The organism is Actinoplanes sp. CA-142083, assembly GCF_050942195.1.
In the GTDB taxonomy this organism is placed as follows: domain Bacteria; phylum Actinomycetota; class Actinomycetes; order Mycobacteriales; family Micromonosporaceae; genus Actinoplanes.
This window is the reverse complement of the sequence record NZ_CP192076.1, coordinates 8489691-8513525: the sequence shown is the minus strand read 5'-3', so window position 1 is coordinate 8513525 and position 23835 is coordinate 8489691. Positions and strand designations below refer to the sequence as shown.

The following is a 23835-nucleotide window of genomic DNA, read 5'->3' as shown; positions in this document are numbered from 1 at the left end:
GGCGCCTGCTCGGGGCACCTTGCTGGGGCTGCCTCGCTGAGGGCGCGGCGGGCCCGGCGCTGGGGCGCGGCGGGCGTCAGTAGCCGGTAGGGACCATGCGGCTCAGGAGTTGGTCCAGGGCGATGCTGGCGAAACCTACCCGGACGTCGCTGGCGCCGTAGGGGAGCCAGAAACGGCCGTCGTGGATTAGGCCTCCGCAGGAGTAGAGGACGTTTGGGACGTAACCCTCGCGTTCCACGTCGTCGGGGTGGATCAGGCCCTCGGGGAGGTCGGCGATGACGCGCTCGGGGTTCTCCAGGTCCAGGAGCATGGCGCCGATCGCGTAGCGGCGCATGGGTCCGACGCCGTGGGTGAGGACCAGCCAGCCCTGTTCCGTTTCTACCGGTGAGCCGCAGTTGCCGACCTGGATGAGGTCCCAGCCTCGGTGGGGGACCAGCAGCGGGACAGCCTGCTGCCAGCGGTGCTGGTCGTCGCGGACGCTGAGGCCCAGGGTCTCGCCGTCGGAGCGGCACAGGGCCAGCTTGCGGCCGCCCACGTAGCGCGGGAACAGGGCCATTCCCTTGTTCCGAGCCGCGGGGCCATGAAGTTGCGTGACCTCGAAATGCCGCATGTCGCGGGAGAAGATGACGCGGCCGGAGATGTGGCGGCCGTCGTAGGCGGTGTATGTGGCCTGGTAGGCGAGGCGGCCGTCGGGGTCGAGGACCTGGACGAAGCGGGCGTCCTCCATGCCGTTGCTCTCAGCGCGGGTGGCGGGCCACATGACGCGCTGGTGCATGGGGGTGGCGCAGGGGAACGAGACCGCGTAGTCCTCGGCGACGATGTGGCGGATCTTGTCGAGGGTCTCCTGCGTCATGGGGCGGGTGTGCAACTCGGCGGGGATGTGCGTCATCACATCCTCGAACTCCTCGTCGCTGTAGCGCTCGGGGAGCGCCGAAACGACGTACGCGGAAGCCTCGTTGTCTATCTCCTCGTCGATCAGCGCGGCCGACAGCTGGAAGCGCATGTGCATGGCGCCGACGCGCTGGCCGATCATGAGGGGGCCGCCGCGTTCCTCGAGCCGGATGGTGTCGCCGGGGCCGAGGATCGCCGAGCAGAAACCGATCGAGGAGATGTGGCCCTCGCCGATCTGGCGCAAGCTGATCGCCACCCGCAGCTCGCCGGGTTCGAGGCCGGCCTGGTCGGGGTGCGGCACCATCGACGGGTTGCACAGCGCCGCGGCCTCGACCGAGAACTCGTGGCTGAAGTACGCGCCGATCAGCGTGCGAGCCGTCGGGGACAGCTCGATCTCCGGCGGCACGCGGTGCTGGACCAGCTCGTAGTGGTGCTGGAACGTCGACAGCAGGTCGTGATGCCGGCCGGCGAAGTTGTTCAGCACCTCGTCGAGCAGCCGGGACGTCTCCGCCTCGTCGAGCTGCAGGATGCGCTCGATCAGGCTGGAGGCCCGGTTCTGCACCATCTGGGCGTCCTCGCCGGGCACGAACAGCTTGATCACCACGCGCCGGTCGTCCGGCTCCATGATGATGTCGTGCCGGGTCATAAAGGTCTGTGAGTTCATGGTTGCGGTCACGCTAGGCCGCCTGACGGTCGGGTCGCGCTCCGGGTCGCCAGCGTGCGGGCATGCTGCAGCGTCGACACGAGCGCGAGGGTGGATTCGGCTCCTTGGTTCACATTAGGACCGTCTGCCGTTAATCCGTCATAACATCCGCCGGTTAGTGGGTCGTACATGACGGTCTGAGTGTCGTTGTCGCCCAAAAACCATGCTATTGACCGAAATAGTGGTTCATCCCAGCGGTCGTCGCCGGTGATCGCGGCGGCGGTGGCGCACGCGTCAGCGGTGGCGGCGGCCTCGATCGGCTGCTGGTCGAAGCGGTGCTTCGGGTCGCCGTGGCGCCAGCCGCCGACCGGAACCGTGGAGAGATGGCCGTCGTTGTCCTGCTCGCGGCACAGCCAGGCGAGCATCCGCAGGCCGGCCCGCAGCAGCGGCTCGTCGCCGAGCAGATCGCCGGCCGCGATCACCACCTCGGCCATGGTCGGGTTGGCGTAGGTGAGCAGGGGCTCCGGCCAGACCCAGGACGGGTCGTGCCCGGGCTGCCCGACCGCAGCCGCGGCATCGCGCAGAAGCGCCGCCGCGTCCTGGTCACGCGGATCGGAGCGCAAGATCTCGGCGGCGCCCAGTCCGGCGTACGCCATCGCACGTGGCCACGAGGAGCGTTGCCGCGTCCCCAAGCGGAAGGCCACGCGAGCCTCGCGCCTGATCCACGGCGCCGTGGACCGCGCCGCGGCCGTGCCCAGCCCCCAGAGCGCGCGCCCCCACCAGTCGCCCAGCCCGGGCTCGTCGGTCCAGCGCCGGTCGAAGCCCATGCGGTTGCGGAAGGCGCCGGACGGAGCCTGCGCGTGGGTGAGGAAGGCCAGATAGCGTTCGGCCAGCGCGACCACCTGCGGCGCGGGCCGGGGCTCGCGCGAGGCGACCAGCAGGCCGCGGCCGACGTCGTCGACGCAGTAGCCGTGCTCGCGTCGCACGACCGCGTTGCGCGCGTGCTCGAGCAGGCCAGTGTCGTCGGAGAGCCGGGCGATGTGGCTGAAGCTGGGCGGTGGGACGTCGGACAGGCGAATGGGCGGCGGAACGAGCCGCAAGCCGACACTCACGCCGGCACGGACGCGGCGACGGGGGCGGCCGCGGCGGACAGCAGGCGGCCGGCCAGCGCCTGATAGCGGGCGGCCACCGCGGGCCACCGCAGCGTCGGCCCGCCCGCGATTCCGGTCAGCCGGTCGGCGAGTCCCGGCGAGGCGAGCAGATGCCGGATCGCCGCGGCCATCGCCTCCGGATCCTGGTGCGGCACCAGCAGACCGGGCCCGTCGGCGAGCAGCTCGACCGCGTGCGGGAACTCGGTCGCCACCACCGGCACCCCGGCGCCGACCGCCTCGATCAGCACCCCCGAGGTGACCTGCTCGGTGGAGTCGTAGGGCAGCACCACCACGTCGGCCGAGCGGATCAGCCGGGACAGGTCGGCCTGGTCCAGGTATTCGTCGCGCCAGGTCACGGCGTCGGTCACCCCGAGCGCGCCGGCGAGGGCTTGCAAGGAGTCCCGGTACGCGTCCCCGAACTGTTCCAGCACCTTCGGGTGGGTGCGCCCGGCCACCGTGTACACCGGCGCCGGCGACAGGTCGCGCAGCAGCGCGAGCGCCCGCAGCGCCCACTCGATGCCCTTGCCCGGCCCGAGCAGACCCCAGGTCAGCAGGTGCGGCCGGTCGTGGTCCTCGCGCGGCGCGCTCTCGTGGCTCGCGGTCCCGTGCGGGATCACCGAGATCTTGCGCGGGTCGACGGCGTAGCCCGCGGTGAGCCGCTGCCGCGCGGTGTCGGTCATGGTGACCAGCGCGTCGGCGGTCGTCCCGATGCGCTCGAGGACCTGCCGCTGGAGGGGATCGGGATGGCTGAGCACGGTGTGCAGCACGACGATCGAGGGGATCTTGAGGGCGCGCAGCAGCGGCAGCACCTCGGCGCCGGCGTCGCCCGGGTAGATCCCGTACTCGTGCTGGATGATCGCCACGTCGAAGCGGTTGAGCGCGTTGGCGGCCGCGACCCAGCCTCCCGGGTTGTCGGTGTGCCAGGTGTGCACCACTCGGGGCGCGCCGCGGTCGAGGTCGATGCCGCCACTCACGTTGTCGCTGGCCAGCAGCCGGACGACGCCGGCGCCGCCGGTCGTATTGAGCTGGGCGGCCAGTGCGGCATTGAATGTGGCCAAACCGCATTGGGTGGGCGGATAGGTGCTCAGAAAGCCGTACGTGGCGGGCATGACAGGCCTTTCTCGGTTCGCGGCTGCCTCCCCGCAGCACGACGGGAAATTGCCCCGATTAACGCGCAATTCACATTGCGACGTTAACAAGTTCCGCCTATTCAGCTGACGATTTTGCGGTAAATCGCCAGGTAGTCCTCGACCATGCGGTCGGCGGAGAACCGTTCCCGGGCCCGAGCCGCGCACGTTGCCCGGTCAATGGCGTCGATGCTTGCCACCGCGGCGACCGCCTCGCCGACATCGCTGACGAGGCGTCCGGTCACGCCCTCGTCGACCACTTCCGGCATAGAGCCTTTCCGGTACGCGATGACCGGCGTCCCGCATGCCATCGATTCGACGACGGAAAGGCCGAACGGCTCGGCGAAGCGGATCGGGTGCAGCAATGCCGCCGCCGAACCCAGAATCCGGCCCCGGTCGGCCGGCCCGACCGACCCGAGGTAGACGACCCTTTCGCCGTCGATCCGGGGCGCGATGAGCGACTCGTAAAACTGATGATCTTGAACGATCCCGCAGATTATGAGCCGGCGTCCGGCGCGAGCGGCAATCTCGATGGCCAAGTCGGTGCCTTTGTCCGGATGAATCCGGCCAAACACTACTAAATCGGCACTAGGCGCGTGCGACACCGGCAACGCGGACAGATCGATCCCATGGTGGACGGTTCCGATGTAGGGCAACTGCGGAGACCGGTCGCTGTCGGAGATGGAGACGAAGTGAGACTGCGCGCGGGCGTACGCGGGAAGGATGTTCGATCCTGAAAAGCCGTGGATCGTGGTCAGCATCGGCGCCGCGCAATGCTGCGAGAACGCCAGCGGCAGCCAGTCCAGATGGTTGTGCACAAGGTCGAACTCCGCCGATCGGGAGAGCGCGTGGCTGACGTGCAGCGCCTCCCACACCCGCCCGTCGATCTCGTCGCTCTCCTCGTACCCGGTAGGGCTGACCCCGTCGAGCGCCGCCTTGGTGACCGAGTCGAGCGTCGCGAACAGCGTCACGTCGACGTCGCGCGCGGCCAGACCTTCGGCGAGCAGGCTGGTGATCAGTTCCCAGGGTCCGTAATGCAGCGGCGGTGTGCGCCAGGCGATCGGCCCGAGCAGCGCGACCCTCACGACAAAGGCCGCTTTTTGGTCATTAACACCTCCTTAGTATGGGTGCATGACGGATCTCTGGTGGAAAAAGGCTGTCGTGTACCAGATCTACCCCCGCAGCTTCGCGGATGCCGATGGTGACGGCATGGGCGATCTGCGCGGGATCATCGACCACCTCGACCACCTGGCCGAGCTCGGCGTCGACGTGCTCTGGCTCTCGCCGATCTACAAGTCGCCGCAGGACGACAACGGCTACGACATCAGCGACTACCAGGACATCGATCCGCTCTTCGGCGACCTCGCCACCTTCGACGAGCTGCTCGCCGGCGTCCACTCCCGGGGCATGAAGCTGATCATGGATCTGGTGGTGAACCACAGCTCCGACGAGCACCCGTGGTTCCAGGAGAGCCGTTCGAGCCGCGACAACCCCAAGCGCGACTGGTACTGGTGGCGCCCGGCGCGCGAGGGCATGGAGCCCGGCACGCCCGGCGCCGAGCCGACCAACTGGGGCTCGGCGTTCGGCGGCCCGGCCTGGGAGTACGACGAGAAGACCGGCGAGTACTTCATGCATCTGTTCTCGCCGAAGCAGCCCGACCTCAACTGGGAGAACCCCGAGGTCCGCGAGGCCGTGTACGCGATGATGCGCTGGTGGCTCGACCGGGGCGTCGACGGCTTCCGGATGGACGTCATCAACATGATCTCCAAGGTGCTGCCGCTTGCCGACGGCCGCCTGACGACCGGCGCGGCGTACGGGGACGGCTCCGCCTCGTACATCAATGGCCCCCGCAACCACGAATTCCTGCGTGAGATGAACGACCGGGTCTTCGCCGGCCGGGAGGGCATGCTCACCGTAGGTGAGATGCCCGGCGTCACCGTGGACGAGGCCATCAAGTTCACCGACCAGCAGCGGCTCGAGGTCGACATGGTCTTCCAGTTCGACCACGTGTGGGCCGACCGTGGCGGCGACCCGTGGAAGCTCATCCCGCTGCGGCTCACCACGCTCAAGGGGATCTTCGGCCGCTGGCAGGCCGGGCTCGCCGAGGTCGGCTGGAACAGCCTCTACTGGAACAACCACGACCAGCCGCGGGTGGTCTCCCGGTACGGCGACGACTCGCCGGAACACCGGGTGACGGCGGCGAAGATGCTCGGCACGGTGCTGCACCTGCACCGCGGCACGCCCTACGTCTACCAGGGCGAGGAGCTGGGCATGACCAACTACCCGTTCCGGACGATCGCCGACTTCCGCGACATCGAGGCGCTCGGCCAGTACCGCCAGGCGCTCGATCAGGAGGGTCGCTCGGCCGAAGAGGTGCTGACGGTGCTGCGTGCGCGGGGGCGGGACAACGCCCGTACGCCGATGCAGTGGGACGATTCGCCGCACGCCGGCTTCACGTCGGCGACGCCGTGGCTCGCGGTGAACCCGAACTACCCGGAGGTCAACGCCAAGGCCGAGCGGGCCGACCCCGACTCGGTGTTCCATCACTACCGCAAGCTGATCCGACTGCGGCACGACGAGCCGGCCGTCGTGAACGGCGACTTCACGATGCTGCTGCCGCACGACGAGCGTCTGTACGCCTTCACCCGCCGGCTCGGCGGCACGGAGCTGCTTGTCGTCGGCAACTTCACCGGCGAGACGGTGCGTGCGGAGATCGAGGACGCGATCGCGTGGGAGGAGGCCGAGCTCGTGCTCACCAACGTCGCCTCGCCCGCGGGCCTCACGCTCGCGCCCTGGCAGGCAGTGGTCTACCGCCGCTCGATATAGGGGAGCAGCCCGTCGAGCAACCGCGCCAGCCCGAACTCGAACAGCATGTCCAGGTCGAAGTCGAAGGGCTGCGCGGTCAGCTCGCGGAAGTGGGACAGCTCCTCCGCGTCCATGGTGGCCAGGAAGGTCGAGGTCTGCGAGTCGATCCACTGCTCGTTCGTCAGGCCGCTCTCCTGGATCGCCTCGGCCTCCGGCTCGAGCGCGCTCGCCACGCCCCGCACGAAGGTGAAGAGCAGGATCTGCACGTACATCCGGTCCTGCTGGGTGAGCCGGGTGCCGTCAAAAGCGCTCAGCACCCACTCGGTGATCCGCATGGCGGCCGGGGCCAGCTGCGGCCGGGTGATCGACATCGTCGGCGCCAGCCACGGGTGCCGCTGGAAGGCCGCCCACTCCATGCGGGCGCACAGGGCGAGCGCGGCCCGCCACCCGCCGGGCGGGTAGCGGGCCGGCAGCCGCACCTCGCCGATCGCCGCGTCGATCATCGCGAGGATCAGCTCCTCCCGGCCCGGGATGTGCCGGTAGAGCGCCATCGTCGACACCCCGAGCGAGCTCGCGATGTGCCGCATCGACAGCTGCGACATGCCCTCGCCGTCGGCGATCGCGATGGCCGCCGCGACGATGCGCTCCCGGGTCAGCTCGTGGTCGCGGCGCGGCGCCGGCCCGGCCACCACGGTGCCGACGCCCGGCCTGGCCACGGTCAGCCCTTCCTCGCGCAGCGCCGCGTGCGCCTTGGTGGCGGTGGCGATCGCGACGCCCCACTCCTGGGTGATCTGCCGGGCCGAGGGCACCCGGTCACCCGGGCTCAGCTCGCCGGCCTCGATGCGCCGGCGCACGTCCTCCACGATCCGCCGATACGGATGCACTAGTACACCTCCGGTTTCGCCCGCTGAGCGTACTAGTGCGGTTTGCGCTGCGGCAATGCGCCCTCGTACTCTCCCTAGTACACCAATTTACAGAGTACGCAGGGGGAAGTGACATGCGGGTTCTCATCTCCGGCGGCGGGATCGCCGGGCCGGCGCTGGCGTTCTGGCTGCACCGCACGGGCGCCGACGTCACGGTCGTCGAGCGGTCGGCGGCCCCGAGGCCGGGCGGGCACGCGGTCGACGTGCGCGGGGTCGCGCGCGACGTGGTCGAGTGGATGGGCCTGCGCGAGGCGATCCGCGACCATCAGGTCGACGAGCGCGGCTGGAAACTGGTCAACGCGCGCGGGAAGAAGCTGGCCGCGATGTCGGCCGATGTCTTCGGCGGGGAGGGGATCGTCGCCGAGATCGAGATCGCCCGCGGTGATCTCGCCCGGATCCTTCACGACGCCACCGCGGGCGATGTCGACTGGCGCTTCGGCGACCGGATCACGGCGCTGACGCCGGAGGGGGAGGTCACGTTCGCGAGCGGCGGGCGGGAGCGCTTCGACATCGTGGTCGGGGCCGACGGGGTGCGGTCGGGAGTGCGGGCGCTCGCCTTCGGGCCGCATGAGCAGTTCGTGCGGCCGCTCGGTGGGCGCGGCGCGTACTTCACGGTTCCCGACCCGGGCGACTTGGACAATTGGTTCGAGATGTACAACGCGCCGGGTGGGCTGGTCGCGGGGATCCGGCCCGAGCGCGGCGGCACTGCCAAGGCGAGCCTGAGCTTCCGTTCCGATGAACCGTGGGCTCGCCAGGACAAAGCCGGACAAATGCGCATATTGCGGGATCGCTTTGCTGGGGTCGGCTGGCGGGTCCCGGGCTTCCTCGACGCGATGCCGCTGGCGGAGGACTTCTACTTCGACGAGATCACCCAGGTGCACGTCGAGAAGTGGCACCGCGGCCGCGTCGTGCTGATCGGCGACGCCGGATACTGCGGGTCGCCGCTGGCCGGCCTCGGCACCAGCATGAGCCTGGTCGGGGCCTATGTGCTGGCCGGTGAGCTGGCCGCCGCTCGTACGCCGGAGAAGGCGTTTGCCGCGTACCAGAAGCAGATGGCGGCTTATGTCGCCGACGGCACGCAGCTGCCGCCCGGGGGCATGAAGGCCTTCGCCCCCAACGGCCGCCTGATGATCCGCATGCGGGCCGTCTCGATGACCATGATGGGCGTCTGGCCGATGAAGCAGATGCTGGCCAAGCAGTTCGGCAAGGCCGACGCCATCACCCTCGAGCCTTACCCCAAGATCCGCTCCGCCCGCGCGCCACGAACCGCCCCCACCCTGTAGGGCGGGGCCATCTAAGCACGCCGGTACGACATTTCACGGCCGCCGTCCACAGGGCCGGCGGCCGGTGGCTGGCGATGCCGCCGCGATGTTGATGAGTTCAGGTGCCTTCCGCGCGCCGCTTTGATCAAGATCGGCAGTCAGCAGCATGCCGCAGCGCGATGTTGATGAGTTCCTGTTCGCCGAGCGCGCTGATTCATCAAGGCCGCGCGGGGGACGCGTCACCGGCTTGCCCGCGACAGTCGCGCTCGGCGCTCCCAGCCATCGGTTCGGTTGCGCACAGCCGGTCGCCATACACGGGAGCGGCGGCGGCGACGCTGTTGACCCACACCGGGCCGCCGCCCCCCGTAGGGCGGCGGCCGGCAGAAAACGCGTCAGCTACGCAGGCAGATGTCGAAAGGCTGACCACCCGGGTCCAGCAGCACCCGCCACCGATCCGGCGTGGGCTGCTCGGCCGGCTTGGTCGCCCCCAGCGCCAGCGCCAGCTCCTCGGCCTTGTCGAGGTCATCGACATAGAGGTCGAGGTGGTACCGCTTGGGCGTGGCCTCGTCGGGCCAGCCCGGCCCCGAATAGCCCGGCACCCGCCCGAACCCGAGGCTCACCGTGCCGTCGCCGATCATGGCGTAGTCGCCTTCGTTGTGCAGGACCTCCCAGCCCAGCACGCGCGAGTAGAAGGTGGCCATCGCGCCGGGGTCTTCGGCGTCGAGGCTGAGCATGGCAAGAGTCGCAAAACCAGTCATGCCTGCGATCCTTCCCCCAGAGGCTGACACCTTCTGTCAGCAATCACTTGAGATACACGAGCCCGTCGAGGATCACTCCGGGCCTTCCGGCGGTGCCCTCCACCCGTACGCGAATGGTGTGCTCACCGCCACCACTCCAATAGCGTGACCAGACCGCCTGGCGATAGATCGTCCTCGGGTTGCCGAGGTCGACGATGCCGGCGTCGTCGCCGTCCACCCAGATGCGGACGCGTCCGGACAACGCTCCCCGGCCGGCCGCGAGGGCGGCCGATCGTCCGGTGAAGGTCCAGGTGGCGGTGGATCCGGCGGCGGTCGCGCCGAGCGCGACACCGCCGAGATAGCGAGGGTCGCGCAGCGTGCGCCAGATTCCGGTGCGTTGGGTGACGGCTTCCGACAAGACCATGGGAGTACGGGTGACCGAGGCGCTCACCTGGTTGCCGGCGCGGTCGGTGGCCCGCACGGCGAAGGTGGTCGGCAGGGCCGGTTTGACCGTGCCGTTCCGGCTGCGCGCGGTGATCCCGAGGTTGACGGCGGTCGGGCGCAGCAGGGTCACCGCGGAGAGGCCGTTGACGTCGGTGGCGGCCCAGCCGAGCCGGATCGGGACGGTGCCGTTGAGCGAGCCGGGACGCAGTGCCACGTCGGGTCCGGCGGTGAAGACGGGCGCGTTCGGGTCCGAGACGATCTTGGCAGTGGTCATCGTGGTGCGGCCGGAGAGATGCACCGCGCGGACGCCGACGAGGTGACCACCGGGGCTGAGACGCAGCGATGCGGTGCGATGCGAGCCGGGCGCGGCCAGGGCCAGCCGGCCGTCGACCCACACCTCGAACCGGGCGATCAGCGCGCTCGGGGTGGCGACGTTCCAGAGCGGGTTGATCAGGCCACGGGTGTACAGCAGGGGGCCGTACTTGATCGCGCCGGACATGCGCAGGAAGCGCAACCCGATCGGCGCCGCGCCGGCGATCGCCCGGATCTGCGGGAGCTGACGGTAGAGCGAGTCGCCCGGGCAGTCGGTGCGGCCGGCGTCGCGGTGGCCGGAGATCCGGAAGAGCGTGGCCCGCGCGCCCTTGGGATACAGGTTGCTGCCGCCCGAGGTGTAGACGACCTTGCCGTTGGGCGGGTTGCCGGCCGCGCCGAGCTTGTAGGCGGCGACGGTGGCGATCGCGGTGCGGACGCTGGGGGAGACGCCGACCGCGTCGAAGGTGCCGATCACGGCGATGGCGCTGGCGTCGTCGTTGAAGCCGAGCGTGTGCGCGCCGAGGACGTTGCGGCCCACACCGCCGCCGCGGCCCTCGAAGATGTTGCCGCACTTGTCGACGAGGAAGTTGTAGCCGATGTCGTCCCAGCCCTTGGTGCGGACCTGGTAGGCCTGGATGCCGCGGACGATGGCAGCGGAGTCGGCGCAGGAGTATCCGTTGCCGGTGGCCGTGTGGTGCACGAAGACGACCTGGATCGGGCCGGTGTACTCGGGGGCCGCCTTGACGATCGTCTCGTTGGCGCCCCACCCGGCCCGGGTGATCATCCGGGGGACCGGCCGGGCCGGCATGGCGACCGCCTCGGTCCTGCTCCTCCGGCCGGCCGGGGCCATCTCGGCCTCCGGATTGATCAGATCCACGCGCAGGCCGGCGGGAAGGGGGCGGCGCGGTCCGGCGATCCGGGTCTCGATCGCGTCCGAGGCGCCCACCCAGAGCGGGTCGGTCGCGCCGCGCTGGTCGCCGGCGGCCGGGCCGTCGGCCTCGAGGGTCTGCCAGGGCGTCCACGCGGTCGTGCCGATCTTGCGGGTGCGCAACTGAACCGGGCCGGGCAGCGTCGCCTTCGGGTCGTCCCAGGTGACGCCCACGAGGCTGAACGAACGAGCGCTCTCGCGACCCAGGCTTACGGTTTGCAGCGCCGGATCGGGCGTTTTCCGCGCCGCGGCGGTCGCGGGCGGGCCCGCTTGCAGGCTCGCGGCGACGGTCAAGGTGAGCAGCATGGCGACGCGGCGCTTCGTCCGGTTCCGGCGCACGTGGACCCCCGTGGTACTGGTTGCTCGGCGTGTGCCACGTTGCCGGGTCCGGTCACCGCCGTCCGGGAAATGCCCAACTATGTTGAAAAATTCTCAGGACAAAAGATAACAAAATCCCTTTAAACGTACGTCTTTTCAAAGCGGTAAAGACGGCGGCGGGGTTGCCGATGGTAGGTCGTGACCAGAGTCGACGCCATTTCCGCGCGCCCCGCCTGGCTCCACGTCCTGATCGGCTCCGCGCTTCTCGCCGTGTTCTTCCTCGGCCCCGAATGGGTGCAGACCCCGGTCTCGGTCGTCGTGATGATCCTCGGCATGGCGGCCCTCTACGTCGGCCCGCGCCGCAACCTGCAGCCGGCCGACCGCCTGCCCTGGCGGCTGATCCGGTTCGCCGGCTACATGTTCATCGTCGCGAGCGTGATCCGGGCCCTCGTGCCGAGCACCATGGCCACGCCGGTCACCGCCATGTCACTCATCCCGAACTCGTTCATCCTCCTCGCGTACCTCTGCATCGGTTTTGCCTTCACGGTGATGCTGCGCCGCCGGCGCGCCGCCGAGGACGACCCGGCCCGGATCGACGCGTTGCTCGTCGGCCTGGCGGCGGCGTTCCTGACCTGGACCTTCGTGATCGCGCCGGCCATCGACTCGGCCGGCCTGACCCCGTTCCAGATCCTCGACGCGCTGTTCCCGATCATCGATGTCGTACTGCTGGTGCTGGTCGCCCAGCTGATGCTCGCCGGCGGCGCACAGAATCCGCCGCTGTGGATGCTGATCGTCGCGGCCGGCGCCATGTTCGTCGCCGACCTGCTGTTCAGCCTGCGCGACGCCCTGATCGTCGACGTGTCCCAAGCGACGATCACCGGGCTGTTCCTGGTGCTGTTCGTGCTGATCCCCGCGTCCGCGCTGCACCCGTCGAGCCGCTCGCTGGTCGAGCCGCAGCAGATCGTCGTCCGCGACATGAGCCCGGTGCGCCTCGTGGTGATCGGCTTCGTGGTCACGGTCCCGACCGTGATCACCTCGCTCATGCCGCTCGGCTCGTTCGCCAACGACCTGACCAGGGCCGGGTTGTGCGCGCTGCTCGTGCTGCTCACGCTGGCGCGGGTGGTGCGGTCCAACAATTCACGCGTACGGGCCGAGCGCGCCACCCGCCGACGCGCCACCCACGACGCGCTCACCGACCTGCCCAACCGCGAGCTGCTGTCGGAGACGGTCGCCCGCTGGGCCGACCGGGCGACCGAGGAACACCTCGAGATCAGCCTGCTCTTCATCGACCTCGACCGCTTCAAGATGATCAACGACCACTGGGGTCACCAGGTCGGCGACGAGCTGCTCTGCGCGGTCGCCGGCCGGCTCGGCGAGCAGGTCCGCGCCGAGGACGTAGTGGCCCGCATCGGCGGCGACGAGTTCGTGATCGCCCTGGCCAGCCCGTCACACCTGCGGCTGGCCGAGTCGCTCGCCGACCGCCTGCTGGACGAGCTGGCCCGGCCCTTCGAGCTGTCGGTCGGCGACGTGGTCATCTCGGCGTCGATCGGCGTGGCCAAGTCCACCGGCGGCGCGCACGCGCTCGAGCTGATCCGCGACGCGGACACGGCCATGTACAAGGCGAAGGGCTCCGGGCGCAACGCGTACGCCATGTTCGACACCTCCCTGCGCGAGCAGCTCCGCGACCGGGTGAAGCTCGAGCAGTCCCTGCGTGGCGCCCTGGAGCGAGGCGAGCTGGCGGTCCACTTCCAGCCGATCGTCGACCTGGCCACCGAGGAGCTCGACGGCTTCGAGGCGCTCATGCGCTGGTACTCGCCCGAGCTGGGCTTCGTCTCGCCGATCGAGTTCATCCCGATCGCCGAGGAGACCGGCATGATCGAGGAGATGGGCGCCTGGCTGCTCCGCGAGTCCGCCCACCAGCTGCTCACCTGGACCGGCATCCGAGGCCCCGGCGCACGACCCCTGCACGTCTCGGTCAACGTCGCCGTCCGCCAGCTCCGCGACGGCACCCTCGTGAAGATCGTCGACGACGTCCTCCGCGAGACCGGACTGCCGCCGAACGCCTTGTGGCTGGAGATCACCGAATCCGGCGTCATGGAGGACATCGAGGCCGCCCTGCTCACCCTGAACGCCCTGCACGCCCTGGGCGTCACCCTATGCATCGACGACTTCGGCACCGGTTACTCGTCGCTGTCGTACCTGCACCGCCTGCCCGTCGGCATTGTCAAGATCGACCGCTCCTTCATCAACGACGTGGGCCAGGCCGGCACGAACGAGCCCATCGTCCGCGCCGTACTGGCCATGACCCACGCCATGGGCCACCGGGTGGTCGCCGAGGGAGTGGAGACCGAGCTGCAGCGGGACTGGCTCCGCGACCAGGGCTGCGACCTGGTGCAGGGCTGGCTCTACGGCAAGGCCGACCGCCCCGCCAACCTGACCCACTGGATCGAGCGCCCCGTCGCCGCGTGACGCCGGTCCCTAAGGTCGACGCGTGGCCATCGACTGGAACGCCGAGATCATCGACCAACTTGAGTGGCACTGGGACCACCAACTCCGTCCCCGGTTGGACGACCTGACCGACGACGAGTACTTCTGGCAGCCGGTCCCCGGTTGCTGGACCCTGCGCCCCCGCGGCGAGAACACCTCGCCGATGCCGCTGGGCGCCGGCGAGTTCACCATGGACTACGCCCCGCCGCCGCGCGACCGCGACCCCGTCACCACCATCGCCTGGCGCCTGGCCCATCTCATCGCCGTCTTCGGCCCGCCGGGCGCCGCCCACTTCGACCACCCCAGCGACGACGACCATGCTGTCGACTACGCCGGAACAGCCCAGGCCGCCCTGCGCCAATTCGACGAGGGCCACGACGCGTGGATCCGCGACGTGCGGAAGCTCGGCGCCGAGGGCCTGGCGCGGCCGCAGGGCAACCTCTCCCCACCCGAGTATGCGAGCGCGCCGATGGCCAAGCTGGTCATGCACATCCACCGCGAGGTGATCCACCACGGCGCCGAGATCTGCCTGCTGCGGGACCTCTACCGGGGGAGGGACGCTTATGCCGCCACAACAGAAGGGTCGCTTCAATGAGCGCATGAACGACACCGCATCACTCTCCGCACCCGCCCGCCGCGCTTTCCGGGTCGTCCTCCTGGGCCTGGCGGTCCTGGGCGTGGCGAGCGTCGTGTTCGCGGTGCGGCGGCCCTTGATGATGTCCGCGCCGAGGTGCATGGCCGGGCATTGGCACGGCTGCTACGACACGGAGAACGGTGTCCTGCTCATGATGCTGGCCGGGCTGCCGCTGGCCGCTCTGGCGGCATGGGCTCTGGCGCGCTTCCGCCGGGCTGCCGCCGGCACCTCGGCGTGGCGGCTGTCGCTGGCCGAGATAGGCATGGTCTACGGCACGGTGCCGCTCGTCTGGCTCACCCTGATGCCCGGCCCCGGCGCCGGGATCGTCGATGGCCGCGTGAGCCTGGTCCCGCTGCGCGACCTGCAGACGATGGGCCCGATCGGCATCGGCGGAAACCTGCTGATCCTGGCGGCGCTGGGCTTCTTCGCCCCGATCCGCTTCGCGGCGCTCGCCTCCGTCCCCCGCATCCTGGCCCTCGGCGTCGGCTGTTCGGCCCTGATCGAAGTCACCCAGTACGTCCTGCAGCTGGACCGTGTCTCCTCCATCGACGACGTCCTGGTCAACGCCGCCGGCGCCGCACTGGCCGGGCTGGCGTCCCGCCCTTGGTGGCGGTCGGCCACCGGCGTGACCATAGGATAAGTACATGGTGGACATTGCTGGCAGGGCGTTGAGCGCGACGGCTCCCCCGCTGACACTTCGGGGATCCTGGGTCAATCGCCCACCGCTGGCGGAGCCGCAGCACGGCTCGTTCCTGCTGGTTCACCACGGCGGCGGTCAGTGGCTGCTCGAACAGCCGATGGGTACGCCCCTGCTAGCCGGCGACGCCACGACGGCGACCAGGGCGGGCGCCGGGCAGGTCGACGGGAGCTTGGGCTGGGTGCAAAATCCGGCCGGCCTGATCGTCGCTCCGTCGGCTTGGTTCGACCCGGCCGTGGCCGAGATGTTCGAGGTCCCGGGCGTCGAGTACAAGGCCGCACGGCCCTGCGTGCCCGTCACGGTGAAGTACTCCCCGCACAGCGCCCGGCGCATGCTGCTCTGGCTCGACGAGGAGTGGGGCCTCATCCTGGCCGCCCGCTCGGAGGACGCCGAGCGCCGCGACCACCCCCGCTTCGAGTTGCGCGTCACCGAAGTCCGGGTGGGAGATCGCGAACTGACTCGTGCGTGACGGCGAGCTCGCGGAGCCATCGGCGGGAGTTGCCGCGATAACCGGCACCTCGGGACGAGTGGGTGCCGCCGTTGCGCAAGCGCTCGAGGCCGCCGGTTGGCAGGTTCGCGGTGTCGACCGGTCACCCGGCAGATGGACCGGCATTGTCGGTGACCTTCGATCCGGGCCGGTGCGCCGCGCCCTGGTTCACGGAGCCGATGTCGTAGTCCACGCGGCGGCGTTGCACGCTCCGCATGTCGGCGTCGTCGACGACGCGGAGTTCCGGGCGGTCAACGTCGACGCCACCGCTGCCCTTCTCGACGATGCCGAAACCGCCGGCGTGCCGCGCGTGGTCTACATCAGCAGCACGAGCGTGTACGGCAACGCCCTGGTACCGACGGACCGGGCGGTCTGGGTCCACGAAGGTCTGCTGCCGGATCCCCGTGACATCTACGACGAGACGAAGCTGGCCGCCGAGCAGCTTGTCGCTTCCGCGCCCGTGACCTCGGTGGCGTTGCGCATCGCCCGATGCTTCCCGGAACCGCCGCCCGTTCTGGCCACCCGACTCCTGCATCGAGCCGTCCGGCTCGTCGACGTCGCAGCCGCGACGGCAAGCGCTGCGGCACACCTGGATCTTGCCGGGGTCTTCAACATCGCCGGGCGGTATCCCTTCACCCGAGCCGATTGCATCGCCCTGCACCATGACGCGGCGGCCGTGATCGCCGAGCGCGCTCCGGATGTGGCGGCCGCATTCCACGCCCGCGGCTGGCCTCTGCCGCAGCGAATCGACCGCGTTTACGACTCGAGTGCCGCCACGAAGGCTTTCGGATACCAGCCCGCCTACTCCGATGAGCCGGAGATCGGTCACGGAAGCTTGAACAGCGTGGGAAACCGCAGGCCCAGCCACGGCCGGCGGCCGTAGGCGAGCGCGCCGCCGGCAGCCATCGCCCGCCACAGCCGGCGACGGTGGAAGCCGACCAGCAGGGCGTCGCAGCCGGAGAGGGAGAGGACGCAGTCGACCGGCCGGCCGTCGGCGGGGACGGCCTGGGCCGCCCCGGCGTCCAGGCTGAGGACAAATCGGGGCGCCTGGCGGATGCGCACTTCGTAGGTTCCCGTGAAGCCGCGGGCGCCATGCGGGTCGACGAGCAGCGGCAGCATCGCGCTCATCACCGTGGGGGCGGCGGCCGCGGCGGAGCGCTCGTCGAGCCACGGCCGGGTTCGCAGCGCCCCCGCGAGGTCGTAGCCGTGCACCACGCTCTCGCTGACGCTGAGCGCGGTCAGGGTGGCGACGGTGCGAGACATGCCGGCGCCGTACCACGGCGTGGGCCGGGCGGCTTGGAAGTCCGGGTTGGTGTCCAGCGCGGCGAGCAGCTCGTCGGCGCACTCGCGGAGGCCGTCGGCCGCCTCGCGTGGTCCGGGGAATGTCACCACCGCCAGCGCCCGGGCGTTCGTCGACGCCACCACCTCCGGCAGCGTGCTCCCGGTGCCCAGATTGGCGACGATCTCCTCGGTGTAGGAGTCACCGCGCACGGCCAGCGCGAACGCGCGGTAGACCACGCACAGGTGCGCGACCACCTGGCCGGCGGTCCAGTCCAGGCCGGGGGCCGCGCCGTCCATATCCGCGCTGGCCCGCACCCGGTCGATCAGGCGCCGGCTCTCGCGGTCGAGGGCGGCACGAAGAGCGTCCCGATCGGGCTCGACAATCATCCGGGGATGTTTGCACGGCCGATCCGGTGAGCGCATCAGCCCGGCGGCGCCGACCCCATGAAAATGGCGGTCCGGCACGCGGCATCGATGGATTCGCGAAGCCGGCGGCGGCCCTGCCGATGCTCGACGGCGATGTCGAGGCCGGTGGCGACGGCCGAGGCGCCACCGCCCACCGCCACGCCCGCCACGCCACCGGTCAGCGCGCCGGCGGCGCTGCCCAGCGCGGCGAAGCCGACCCTCCTCGAGATGCTCGTCCAGATCGGCGACCTGGTGCGGCGCATCTCGGACTCCAGCCGGGCGGCCGCGTCCTTCATCTCGTCGACGAAGAAGAGCATGGACTTGGGGTCGCCGGCGGGGCGATAGGTCCTCAGCGCCTCGCGCAGACGCTCCCGCCACGCCTCGAAGACCTCGTCCTGGCGGCGCAGCGCGATCAGCGTGGCCAGATCGAGCTCGGCCAGGTGGGGCATGTCGCAGCGGGCCACCATGTCGACGAGCTCCCGTTCCGGCCAGGAGCCGCGGAGGGCGACGGGGTCGTCGAGCGTCGACTTGGCGGCCGCCACCGCGCAGGTCAGGTCGAAAGGGTCCTCGTCCGGAAACCAGGCCGCCCCGTGGCCCAGCGACTGCGAATGCAGAACGTGTTCCAGGCCGGATGCCAGGTAGTTGGGAATCATCAGGTAGGTGTCCACGAGATAGCTCTCCATGAACGCCTTGACGGCCGCGTCGTTCATGGCGGGACTGCCGGGTTCCTTCACCACCCATTCGGCGACGTCGTCTTTCGAGGACGGGTCGATCCGTAGCGAAATGCGGAAGTAGTCGGCGCGGAAGCGCCAATCGGCCGCGACCTCTTCGATGAGCGCCGCGCCCACGTAGTGAGCTGTCCCCGAAGCGCCTCGCTGCGCGGGACGCCAGGGGACCGTCGTCACGGTTCCGTCGCCGACGAGCCCGGCGATGTCCTGCCACATCCGGACCGCTTCCCGCAGCGTCGACGTGTGGCTGATCGGCGAGCGTCCTTCGTCGAGACACCCGATGACTCTCCGGAGAGTTTCCGGCAACGGGTCCGACAGCTCGACGCCGTGCGCGTAAAGCAAGATGTGGCGCATTGACTCCAGGCGCGGGCGAGCCCACGCGGTCGGCCCGGCGGCGGAGAGGTTGACGGTCCCGTCGCTCCACATGTGGGGGACGAGCTCGTTGCCGTAATCGTGCTCGCCACGCGCCTGATAGAAGGTCTCGAGCCTGCCCAGCATTTCGCCGAGCGCGTCGACGTCGTGCTGTCCGAATGTGCGCCTCAGCCGTGCGTTCAACTCTGCCGCAACCTCGGGACCAGGGTGAACCCTGCTCAAGTCGACCTCCAGCCGCCTTCGGAAAGCCGCTCCGATGGTATCCAGCGGCGGCAGAGCGCTCAGCCGGCTCGGGTGGCCTGCTCCACCAGGCCGCTGATCGTCCAGGTCGCGATGCGCTCGAACGACACCTCGCGGCCCGGCCGGCCCTCCGCCAGCGCCGCCGCCAGATGCGGGAACTCGCCGGTCCCGATCGCCGCGGTGATCAGCTCTACCTGCTCGGCCGTCGAGGTGGCGTTGGCCAGCTCGTTGGTCACGTAGGAGGCGACGAACCCGGTGATCAGGGCGATCACCTCCATCTTCGTGGGGCCGTCGAGGCCGGTCGGGGCCAGCGCGGCCAGCCCCTGCTCCAGGTAGGCCAGCATGTGCGTGCCGGTCAGCCGGCGGTTGGGCAGGGCGGCCGGCAGCCACGGATGCGCCAGCATCAGCGACCGCTGCGCGCCGGCCAGGGCCAGCAGGTCGGCCCGCCAATCGCCGGTCACGGGCACCACCTGCGTGGTGGCGCCGACCTTGTCGACCATCAGGTCGAGCAGGCGGTCCTTGTCGGGGACGTACGTGTACAGCGACATCGCCCCGGCGCCGATCTCGGTGGCGATGCGCCGCATCGTGACGGCGGCCAGGCCCTCGGTGTCCGCGACCCGGATCGCGGCGTCCACGACCTGGTCCCGGGTATGCGTCGCCGGGCGTCCGCGGGCCATCGATTACCTCCTGCTAGTATTTTACGTACGACGTACGATAAAAGGAGCCCGACATGCAGAGACTCCCGTTTCTTGTCCGGATGCTCATGCGGCGGTCCCAAAAGAGAGCACCGTACGACGTTCGCTGGGAGCCGGCCCTGCCGGTGCCCGCCGCCGACGGCAGCCCGCTGCTGACCGACCACTACGCTCCGCTCACCGACGAGCCGCGCCCCACTGTGTTGATCCGCGCGCCCTACATACGCTCCGGATTCCCGTTCAACTACCTGTACGGCGCGCTCGTCGCCGAGCAGGGCTTCCACGTGATCCTGCAGAACAGCCGCGGCACCGGCGGCTCGGGCGGCGAGTTCCACGCCTGGCGTAACGAGGCGGGTGACGGTCAGGCGGCCGTCGCCTGGCTGCGTGACCAGCCGTGGTTCACCGGCGAGCTGTACACGATGGGCGCCAGCTACATGGCGTACGCGCAATTGGCCCTTGCCCTCGACCCGCCGCCGGAATGGCGCGGCGCGATCATGCAGGTCGGCCTGGCCGACCTGCGCCGGTTCTTCTGGCCGGGTGGCGCCTTCGCGCTGGAGCGCTCGCTGGTCGGCGGCATCGGGCTGTTCGGGCAGGCCCTGCGCGCCCGCGACTACGCCTGGGCGATCCTGCGCCTGCGGCGCCACCTGAAGCGCGTGATCACCCGCGTGCCGTTGCTCGACGTCTATCCGGCGGCGTTCGGGGGCCGCCGGCCGTCGTTCGAGGAGTGGATCGCGCATCCCGAGCCCGAGTACTGGGCCGACGGCGATCTCATGCCGGTCGCCGACAAGCTCGCCGTGCCGGTCAGCCTCTGCACCGGCTGGTGGGATCTCGCGCCCGACCAGGTCATCGAGATCTACACCCGGTTGCGCGCGGCCGGTCACGACCCCGACCTGCTGATCGGCCCGTGGACCCACACGTCGGCGCCCGATCAGGGCTGGCCCGAGCTGTTCGCCCAGGCGATGCGCCGCCTGCGTGGCGAGACGCCGGCCGACCGCGTGCGAGTGTTCATCACCGGCGCCGAGCAGTGGCGCGACCTGCCGTTCTGGCCTCCGGCCGGGCAGGATCAGCGGTGGTTCCTCGGCGACGGCACGCTGCGGCTTTCCGAGGGTCCGGGTTCGACGAGTTTCTCGTACGACCCATCGCACCCGACCCCGTCGATCGGCGGCCCGTTGCAGTCCAAGACGCAGGGCCGGCGCGACAACGCGGTCCTCGAGGCCCGTGCCGACGTGCTCGTCTTCACCGGCGAGCCGCTGCTGGAGGCCGTCGAGGTGATGGGCGCGGTGCGGGCCGAGTTCGACGCGTCGACGACCGCCGCCAGCGGTGACCTTTTCGCCCGGCTCTGCGACGTCGACCCCACCGGCAAGTCGGTGAACGTCTGCGACGGCCTGACCCGCTTCACCGGGTCGGGACGAGTCGTCGTCGACATGGGCCCGGCCGGGCACCGCTTCCAGCCCGGCCACCGCATCCGGTTGCAGGTCAGCGGCGGCGCCCATCCGCGCATCCTGCGCAATTACGGCACCGGCGAGCCGCCCGGCCCCGCGACCCGGATGGTTCCCACCCGGACGAGGGTCATGCACACGTCATCGCTGGTGCTCCCGATCGTGAATTGAGGGCCGCCACATGGTGGTCATCACGTGCCCACTAGCCGCGGTGATCTTTCCGTGCGGCTCGAAGCCCAACCGCCCATACCGTACGTCGTTGACGGGGTTGGAGGACTCCAGATAGGCGGCCGCGCCGTGGGCGTCCACGACGGCCAAGTTCTCGGCCAGCAGGCGCATTCCGTGCCCGTTGCCGCGGTGGTCGTCGTGGGTGCCGATCAGGCCGAGGTAGAAATGGGGCTCGCGCGGCCGTACGGTATCGAATTGCTCCATGATCTTGAGGATGCCGTCGGTGGTCTCGCGGCCGGTGGTGGACAGCAACAGATGCTCCATCTCGACCTCCTCGGCGCTGGTCAGCTCGACCCCGCCCGGCGGGATCCACACCGAGGTGGCCTCGCCGCCGGCCGTCAGGAACGTCCACGGATAGCGCCGCGACACGCTGGTGACGTAGAAACGCCATAGGCCGGCCGCCTGCTCGCGCCGCCGCTCGACATCGGGAAACGCCGGCCCCCACAGCGGGTCGTGAAAGAACGCGGTGGTCAGGATCTCCACGATCCGGTCGATATCGGCCGGTCCGGCGACCCGAGCTGATCCGGTGGTCATCGCCGAACCGTAGGTCGCGGTGTCGGATCCGGCCATCCCCATTCGTAGAGATGATGGAGGACGGCCGCGGGGCCGAGCCGGCACGAGGAGGAGCCATGACCGAATACCTGATCGCCTTCAACGACGAGTGGGTGCCCGACCTCACGGAAGAGGACTTCCGCCGGGCGGCGGTGGACACCCGCGCGTTGCGGGCCGAGATGGAGGCCGCCGGAGTCCTCATCTTCACCGGCGGCCTCGACGACCAGGCGCCCGTGTTCAGCGTCGACGCGACGAGCGGCACGCCGCTGTTCACCGACGGGCCCTACGTGGAGAGCAAGGAGCACCTCGGCGGGTTCGCCGTCGTGAACGTGCCCGACGAGGAGACGGCCCGGCTGTGGGCGGCGAAAATCGCGGTGGCCTGCGGCTGGCCGCAGGAGGTGCGCCGTTTCCGGTACGCGAGCAACACCTGACTCAATCGAGACAGAATTCGTTGCCCTCGACGTCCTGCAACGTGAGGCAAGACTCGTTTTCCTCGTCGGCGAGCTGCAAAAGCACGCGCGTGGCGCCGAGCTCGATCAGCCGTGCGCCTTCGGCTTCGAGCACGGCCAGGCGCTCGTCGCCGACGAGGCCGGTGCCGACCCGTACGTCGAGATGCACTCGATTCTTGACGACCTTGCCCTCGGGAACGCGCTGGAAATAGAGCCGCGGACCCACACCGGTCGGGTCGACGCACGCGAACGAGGCAGCCCGCTGCTCGGCCGGCATCTCCTCGATCGCGGGCGGGACGACGTACCCCAATACCTCGCACCAGAAACGGGCGACGCGCTCGGGCTGCGCGCAATCGAAGGTGACCTGGACCTGCTTGACCGATGCCATGGGATCAACCGTAGAGGCGGCGTTTAGCGCGCCGCGCTCCGGGGGTAAAACGGTCGCCGCTATCCCATTCCATTGAGGAGCGACGATGTCTGTTCAGGCTGCCCTATACGTGATCGCGGTCATTCTGCTGGTGATCGCCGCGCTGCCGCTGCCGACCCGGGGAATCAGCTTCGCGCTCCTCGGGGCCGCGTGCGCGCTGCTCGCCTACTCCTGGAACACGATCACCGGCTAGGGCTCGACGATCAGGACGACCTTGCCGCGACCGTGGCGGGACTCGACGGCGGCGTGCGCGGCGGCCACCTCGGTGAAGGGGTAGGCGCGCACCGGCATCGTGACCTTGCCCTGGGCGGCCAGCGCGACCACCTCGGCCAGGCGTTCCGGGCTGCGGCCGGCCCGCACGACCAGGGCGCCGTGCTCGGCCGCGGCCTTGTCGTCGACGATCGTGCCGACCCGGGCCGGCGGGATGCCGAGCGCGATCGACTGGGCGATGGCCGTGCCGCCGGCGGCGTCCAGGGCGACGGTCGGTGCGGTGCCGAGGCCACGCACCGCATCGACAAGCCCATCACCGTACGCGACGGGAACGGCGCCCAACTGTCGCAGGTAGTCGTGGTTCGCCGGACTCGCGGTGCCGATCACCGTGGCTCCGCGCAGCCGGGCGAGCTGGGTCGCGACCGTGCCGACACTGCCGGCGGCGGCGTGCACGAGCAGCACATCTCCGGCGCCGACCGCTAGTTCGCCGAGCGCGCCGCTTGCGGTCTGCGAGGCCGCGACAAGCGCGGCAGCGGTGGGGAGATCCAGGCGGTCCGGCTTTCTCACCACATTCTGTACGGGTACGCAGAGCAACTCCGCGGCCCCGTTGAACATTGTCGAACCCAGCACCGCGTCACCGACCGCGAGGCCCGACCCGCTCGCGCCCTCCCCGAGCCGATCGACCACCCCCGAGTACTCCTGGCCGATCTGTTGCTGCGGGAAGTGGATTTGCGCCCAGGGCATCTCGCCCCGGCGAACCGCGACATCGAACGGCTGCACCCCGGCGGCCCGCACCCGGATCCGCACCTCGCCCGGCCCCGGCTCGGGATCGGGCAGCTCGGCAACGCGCAGGACGTCGGGCGGACCGAAGCGGTCGAAGACTACGGCTCTCATGCCGCCACTCTGCAAGTTGAAGTGAGGTTCAGGTCAAGCGCTCTGCACGCGTTCTGCACGCGAGATGCGTCA

At 70.1% G+C, this 23835-nt stretch carries 23 protein-coding genes; 10 read left to right on the top strand and 13 right to left on the bottom strand.

Annotation, left to right across the window (positions count from 1 at the left end; genetic code table 11):
* Positions 1–76 precede the first annotated feature (76 nt).
* From ACQPZX_RS38960 to ACQPZX_RS38945, 4 genes are all read right to left on the bottom strand, one after another.
* Positions 77–1555, bottom strand: a complete 1479-nt coding sequence (locus ACQPZX_RS38960) for a glycoside hydrolase family 130 protein (RefSeq protein WP_433367081.1) — start codon at positions 1553–1555, stop codon at positions 77–79.
* 8 nt (positions 1556–1563) lie between these two features.
* A complete protein-coding gene (locus ACQPZX_RS38955) occupies positions 1564–2646 on the bottom strand; it encodes a glycosyltransferase (RefSeq protein WP_433367078.1) in 1083 nt (360 codons plus the stop codon).
* On the bottom strand, positions 2643–3794 hold the full coding sequence (locus ACQPZX_RS38950) for a glycosyltransferase (RefSeq protein WP_433367075.1): 1152 nt from the start codon (positions 3792–3794) through the stop codon (positions 2643–2645). The genes ACQPZX_RS38955 and ACQPZX_RS38950 overlap by 4 nt, the downstream gene beginning before the upstream one ends.
* 101 nt (positions 3795–3895) lie before the next feature.
* Positions 3896–4897 (bottom strand): glycosyltransferase family 4 protein, encoded by a 1002-nt coding sequence (locus ACQPZX_RS38945; protein ID WP_433367072.1) that lies wholly within the window; start codon positions 4895–4897, stop codon positions 3896–3898.
* Positions 4898–4943: 46 nt separating this feature from the next.
* Between ACQPZX_RS38945 and ACQPZX_RS38940 the strand changes: the two genes are divergently transcribed.
* Positions 4944–6638 carry a glycoside hydrolase family 13 protein gene (locus ACQPZX_RS38940; protein ID WP_433367069.1) on the top strand — a complete coding sequence of 565 codons (1695 nt, stop codon included), beginning with the start codon at positions 4944–4946 and terminating at the stop codon, positions 6636–6638.
* Here the strand turns inward: ACQPZX_RS38940 and ACQPZX_RS38935 are convergent.
* The gene (locus ACQPZX_RS38935; RefSeq protein ID WP_433367066.1) at positions 6620–7501 is read right to left on the bottom strand and encodes a TetR/AcrR family transcriptional regulator C-terminal domain-containing protein; all 882 of its coding nucleotides are present in this window, start codon (positions 7499–7501) and stop codon (positions 6620–6622) included. The two genes, ACQPZX_RS38940 and ACQPZX_RS38935, sit on opposite strands and share 19 nt — an antisense overlap.
* Before the next feature lie 113 nt (positions 7502–7614).
* Between ACQPZX_RS38935 and ACQPZX_RS38930 the strand changes: the two genes are divergently transcribed.
* Positions 7615–8823, top strand: a complete 1209-nt coding sequence (locus ACQPZX_RS38930; protein ID WP_433367063.1) for an FAD-dependent monooxygenase — start codon at positions 7615–7617, stop codon at positions 8821–8823.
* A 371-nt stretch (positions 8824–9194) separates the two neighbouring features.
* Here the strand turns inward: ACQPZX_RS38930 and ACQPZX_RS38925 are convergent, their stop codons facing one another.
* Complete coding sequence (locus tag ACQPZX_RS38925; RefSeq protein ID WP_433367060.1) at positions 9195–9560, bottom strand: VOC family protein; 366 nt, start codon at positions 9558–9560, stop codon at positions 9195–9197.
* 43 nt (positions 9561–9603) lie between these two features.
* The gene (locus ACQPZX_RS38920; RefSeq protein WP_433367058.1) at positions 9604–11562 is read right to left on the bottom strand and encodes an N-acetylmuramoyl-L-alanine amidase; all 1959 of its coding nucleotides are present in this window, start codon (positions 11560–11562) and stop codon (positions 9604–9606) included.
* 177 nt (positions 11563–11739) lie between these two features.
* Between ACQPZX_RS38920 and ACQPZX_RS38915 the strand changes: the two genes are divergently transcribed.
* Genes ACQPZX_RS38915 through ACQPZX_RS38895 form a run of 5 tightly spaced genes read left to right on the top strand, consistent with a single transcriptional unit; the run spans position 11740 to position 16729 of the window.
* Entirely contained in the window at positions 11740–14010 is a 2271-nt protein-coding gene (locus tag ACQPZX_RS38915; RefSeq protein ID WP_433367055.1) for a putative bifunctional diguanylate cyclase/phosphodiesterase, read from the top strand.
* A 22-nt stretch (positions 14011–14032) separates the two neighbouring features.
* Entirely contained in the window at positions 14033–14623 is a 591-nt protein-coding gene (locus ACQPZX_RS38910; protein WP_433367052.1) for a DinB family protein, read from the top strand.
* Between the two features lie 4 nt (positions 14624–14627).
* On the top strand, positions 14628–15302 hold the full coding sequence (locus tag ACQPZX_RS38905; RefSeq protein ID WP_433367050.1) for a VanZ family protein: 675 nt from the start codon (positions 14628–14630) through the stop codon (positions 15300–15302).
* Between the two features lie 4 nt (positions 15303–15306).
* Complete coding sequence (locus ACQPZX_RS38900; protein ID WP_433367047.1) at positions 15307–15828, top strand: hypothetical protein; 522 nt, start codon at positions 15307–15309, stop codon at positions 15826–15828.
* Positions 15821–16729 carry an NAD-dependent epimerase/dehydratase family protein gene (locus ACQPZX_RS38895; RefSeq protein ID WP_433367045.1) on the top strand — a complete coding sequence of 303 codons (909 nt, stop codon included), beginning with the start codon at positions 15821–15823 and terminating at the stop codon, positions 16727–16729. Before ACQPZX_RS38900 ends, ACQPZX_RS38895 begins: the two co-directional genes overlap by 8 nt.
* Here ACQPZX_RS38895 and ACQPZX_RS38890 read toward each other — a convergent pair.
* From ACQPZX_RS38890 to ACQPZX_RS38880, 3 genes are all read right to left on the bottom strand, one after another.
* Positions 16672–17514, bottom strand: coding sequence for a maleylpyruvate isomerase N-terminal domain-containing protein (locus ACQPZX_RS38890; protein ID WP_433367042.1), 843 nt, complete (start codon positions 17512–17514; stop codon positions 16672–16674). The genes ACQPZX_RS38895 and ACQPZX_RS38890 overlap by 58 nt on opposite strands.
* A gap of 35 nt (positions 17515–17549) precedes the next feature.
* On the bottom strand, positions 17550–18815 hold the full coding sequence (locus tag ACQPZX_RS38885) for a hypothetical protein (protein ID WP_433367039.1): 1266 nt from the start codon (positions 18813–18815) through the stop codon (positions 17550–17552).
* Positions 18816–18913: 98 nt separating this feature from the next.
* On the bottom strand, positions 18914–19549 hold the full coding sequence (locus ACQPZX_RS38880; protein WP_433367036.1) for a TetR/AcrR family transcriptional regulator: 636 nt from the start codon (positions 19547–19549) through the stop codon (positions 18914–18916).
* A 53-nt stretch (positions 19550–19602) separates the two neighbouring features.
* Between ACQPZX_RS38880 and ACQPZX_RS38875 the strand changes: the two genes are divergently transcribed.
* Entirely contained in the window at positions 19603–21174 is a 1572-nt protein-coding gene (locus ACQPZX_RS38875; RefSeq protein ID WP_433367034.1) for a CocE/NonD family hydrolase, read from the top strand.
* On the opposite strand, the gene ACQPZX_RS38870 is transcribed toward ACQPZX_RS38875, so the two are convergent.
* Positions 21145–21765: a GNAT family N-acetyltransferase gene (locus ACQPZX_RS38870; protein ID WP_433367031.1), complete on the bottom strand. Its 621-nt coding sequence runs from the start codon at positions 21763–21765 to the stop codon at positions 21145–21147. The genes ACQPZX_RS38875 and ACQPZX_RS38870 overlap by 30 nt on opposite strands.
* 95 nt (positions 21766–21860) lie before the next feature.
* Here ACQPZX_RS38870 and ACQPZX_RS38865 point away from each other — a divergent pair, with 95 nt between their 5' ends.
* Positions 21861–22214 carry a YciI family protein gene (locus ACQPZX_RS38865; RefSeq protein ID WP_433367028.1) on the top strand — a complete coding sequence of 118 codons (354 nt, stop codon included), beginning with the start codon at positions 21861–21863 and terminating at the stop codon, positions 22212–22214.
* A 1-nt stretch (position 22215) separates the two neighbouring features.
* Here the strand turns inward: ACQPZX_RS38865 and ACQPZX_RS38860 are convergent, their stop codons facing one another.
* Positions 22216–22620, bottom strand: a complete 405-nt coding sequence (locus ACQPZX_RS38860) for a VOC family protein (protein WP_433367025.1) — start codon at positions 22618–22620, stop codon at positions 22216–22218.
* A gap of 85 nt (positions 22621–22705) precedes the next feature.
* Here ACQPZX_RS38860 and ACQPZX_RS38855 point away from each other — a divergent pair, with 85 nt between their 5' ends.
* A complete protein-coding gene (locus tag ACQPZX_RS38855) occupies positions 22706–22852 on the top strand; it encodes a hypothetical protein (RefSeq protein WP_433367023.1) in 147 nt (48 codons plus the stop codon).
* Here the strand turns inward: ACQPZX_RS38855 and ACQPZX_RS38850 are convergent.
* Positions 22849–23763 carry an NADP-dependent oxidoreductase gene (locus tag ACQPZX_RS38850; protein WP_433367020.1) on the bottom strand — a complete coding sequence of 305 codons (915 nt, stop codon included), beginning with the start codon at positions 23761–23763 and terminating at the stop codon, positions 22849–22851. The two genes, ACQPZX_RS38855 and ACQPZX_RS38850, sit on opposite strands and share 4 nt — an antisense overlap.
* Positions 23764–23835 lie beyond the last annotated feature (72 nt).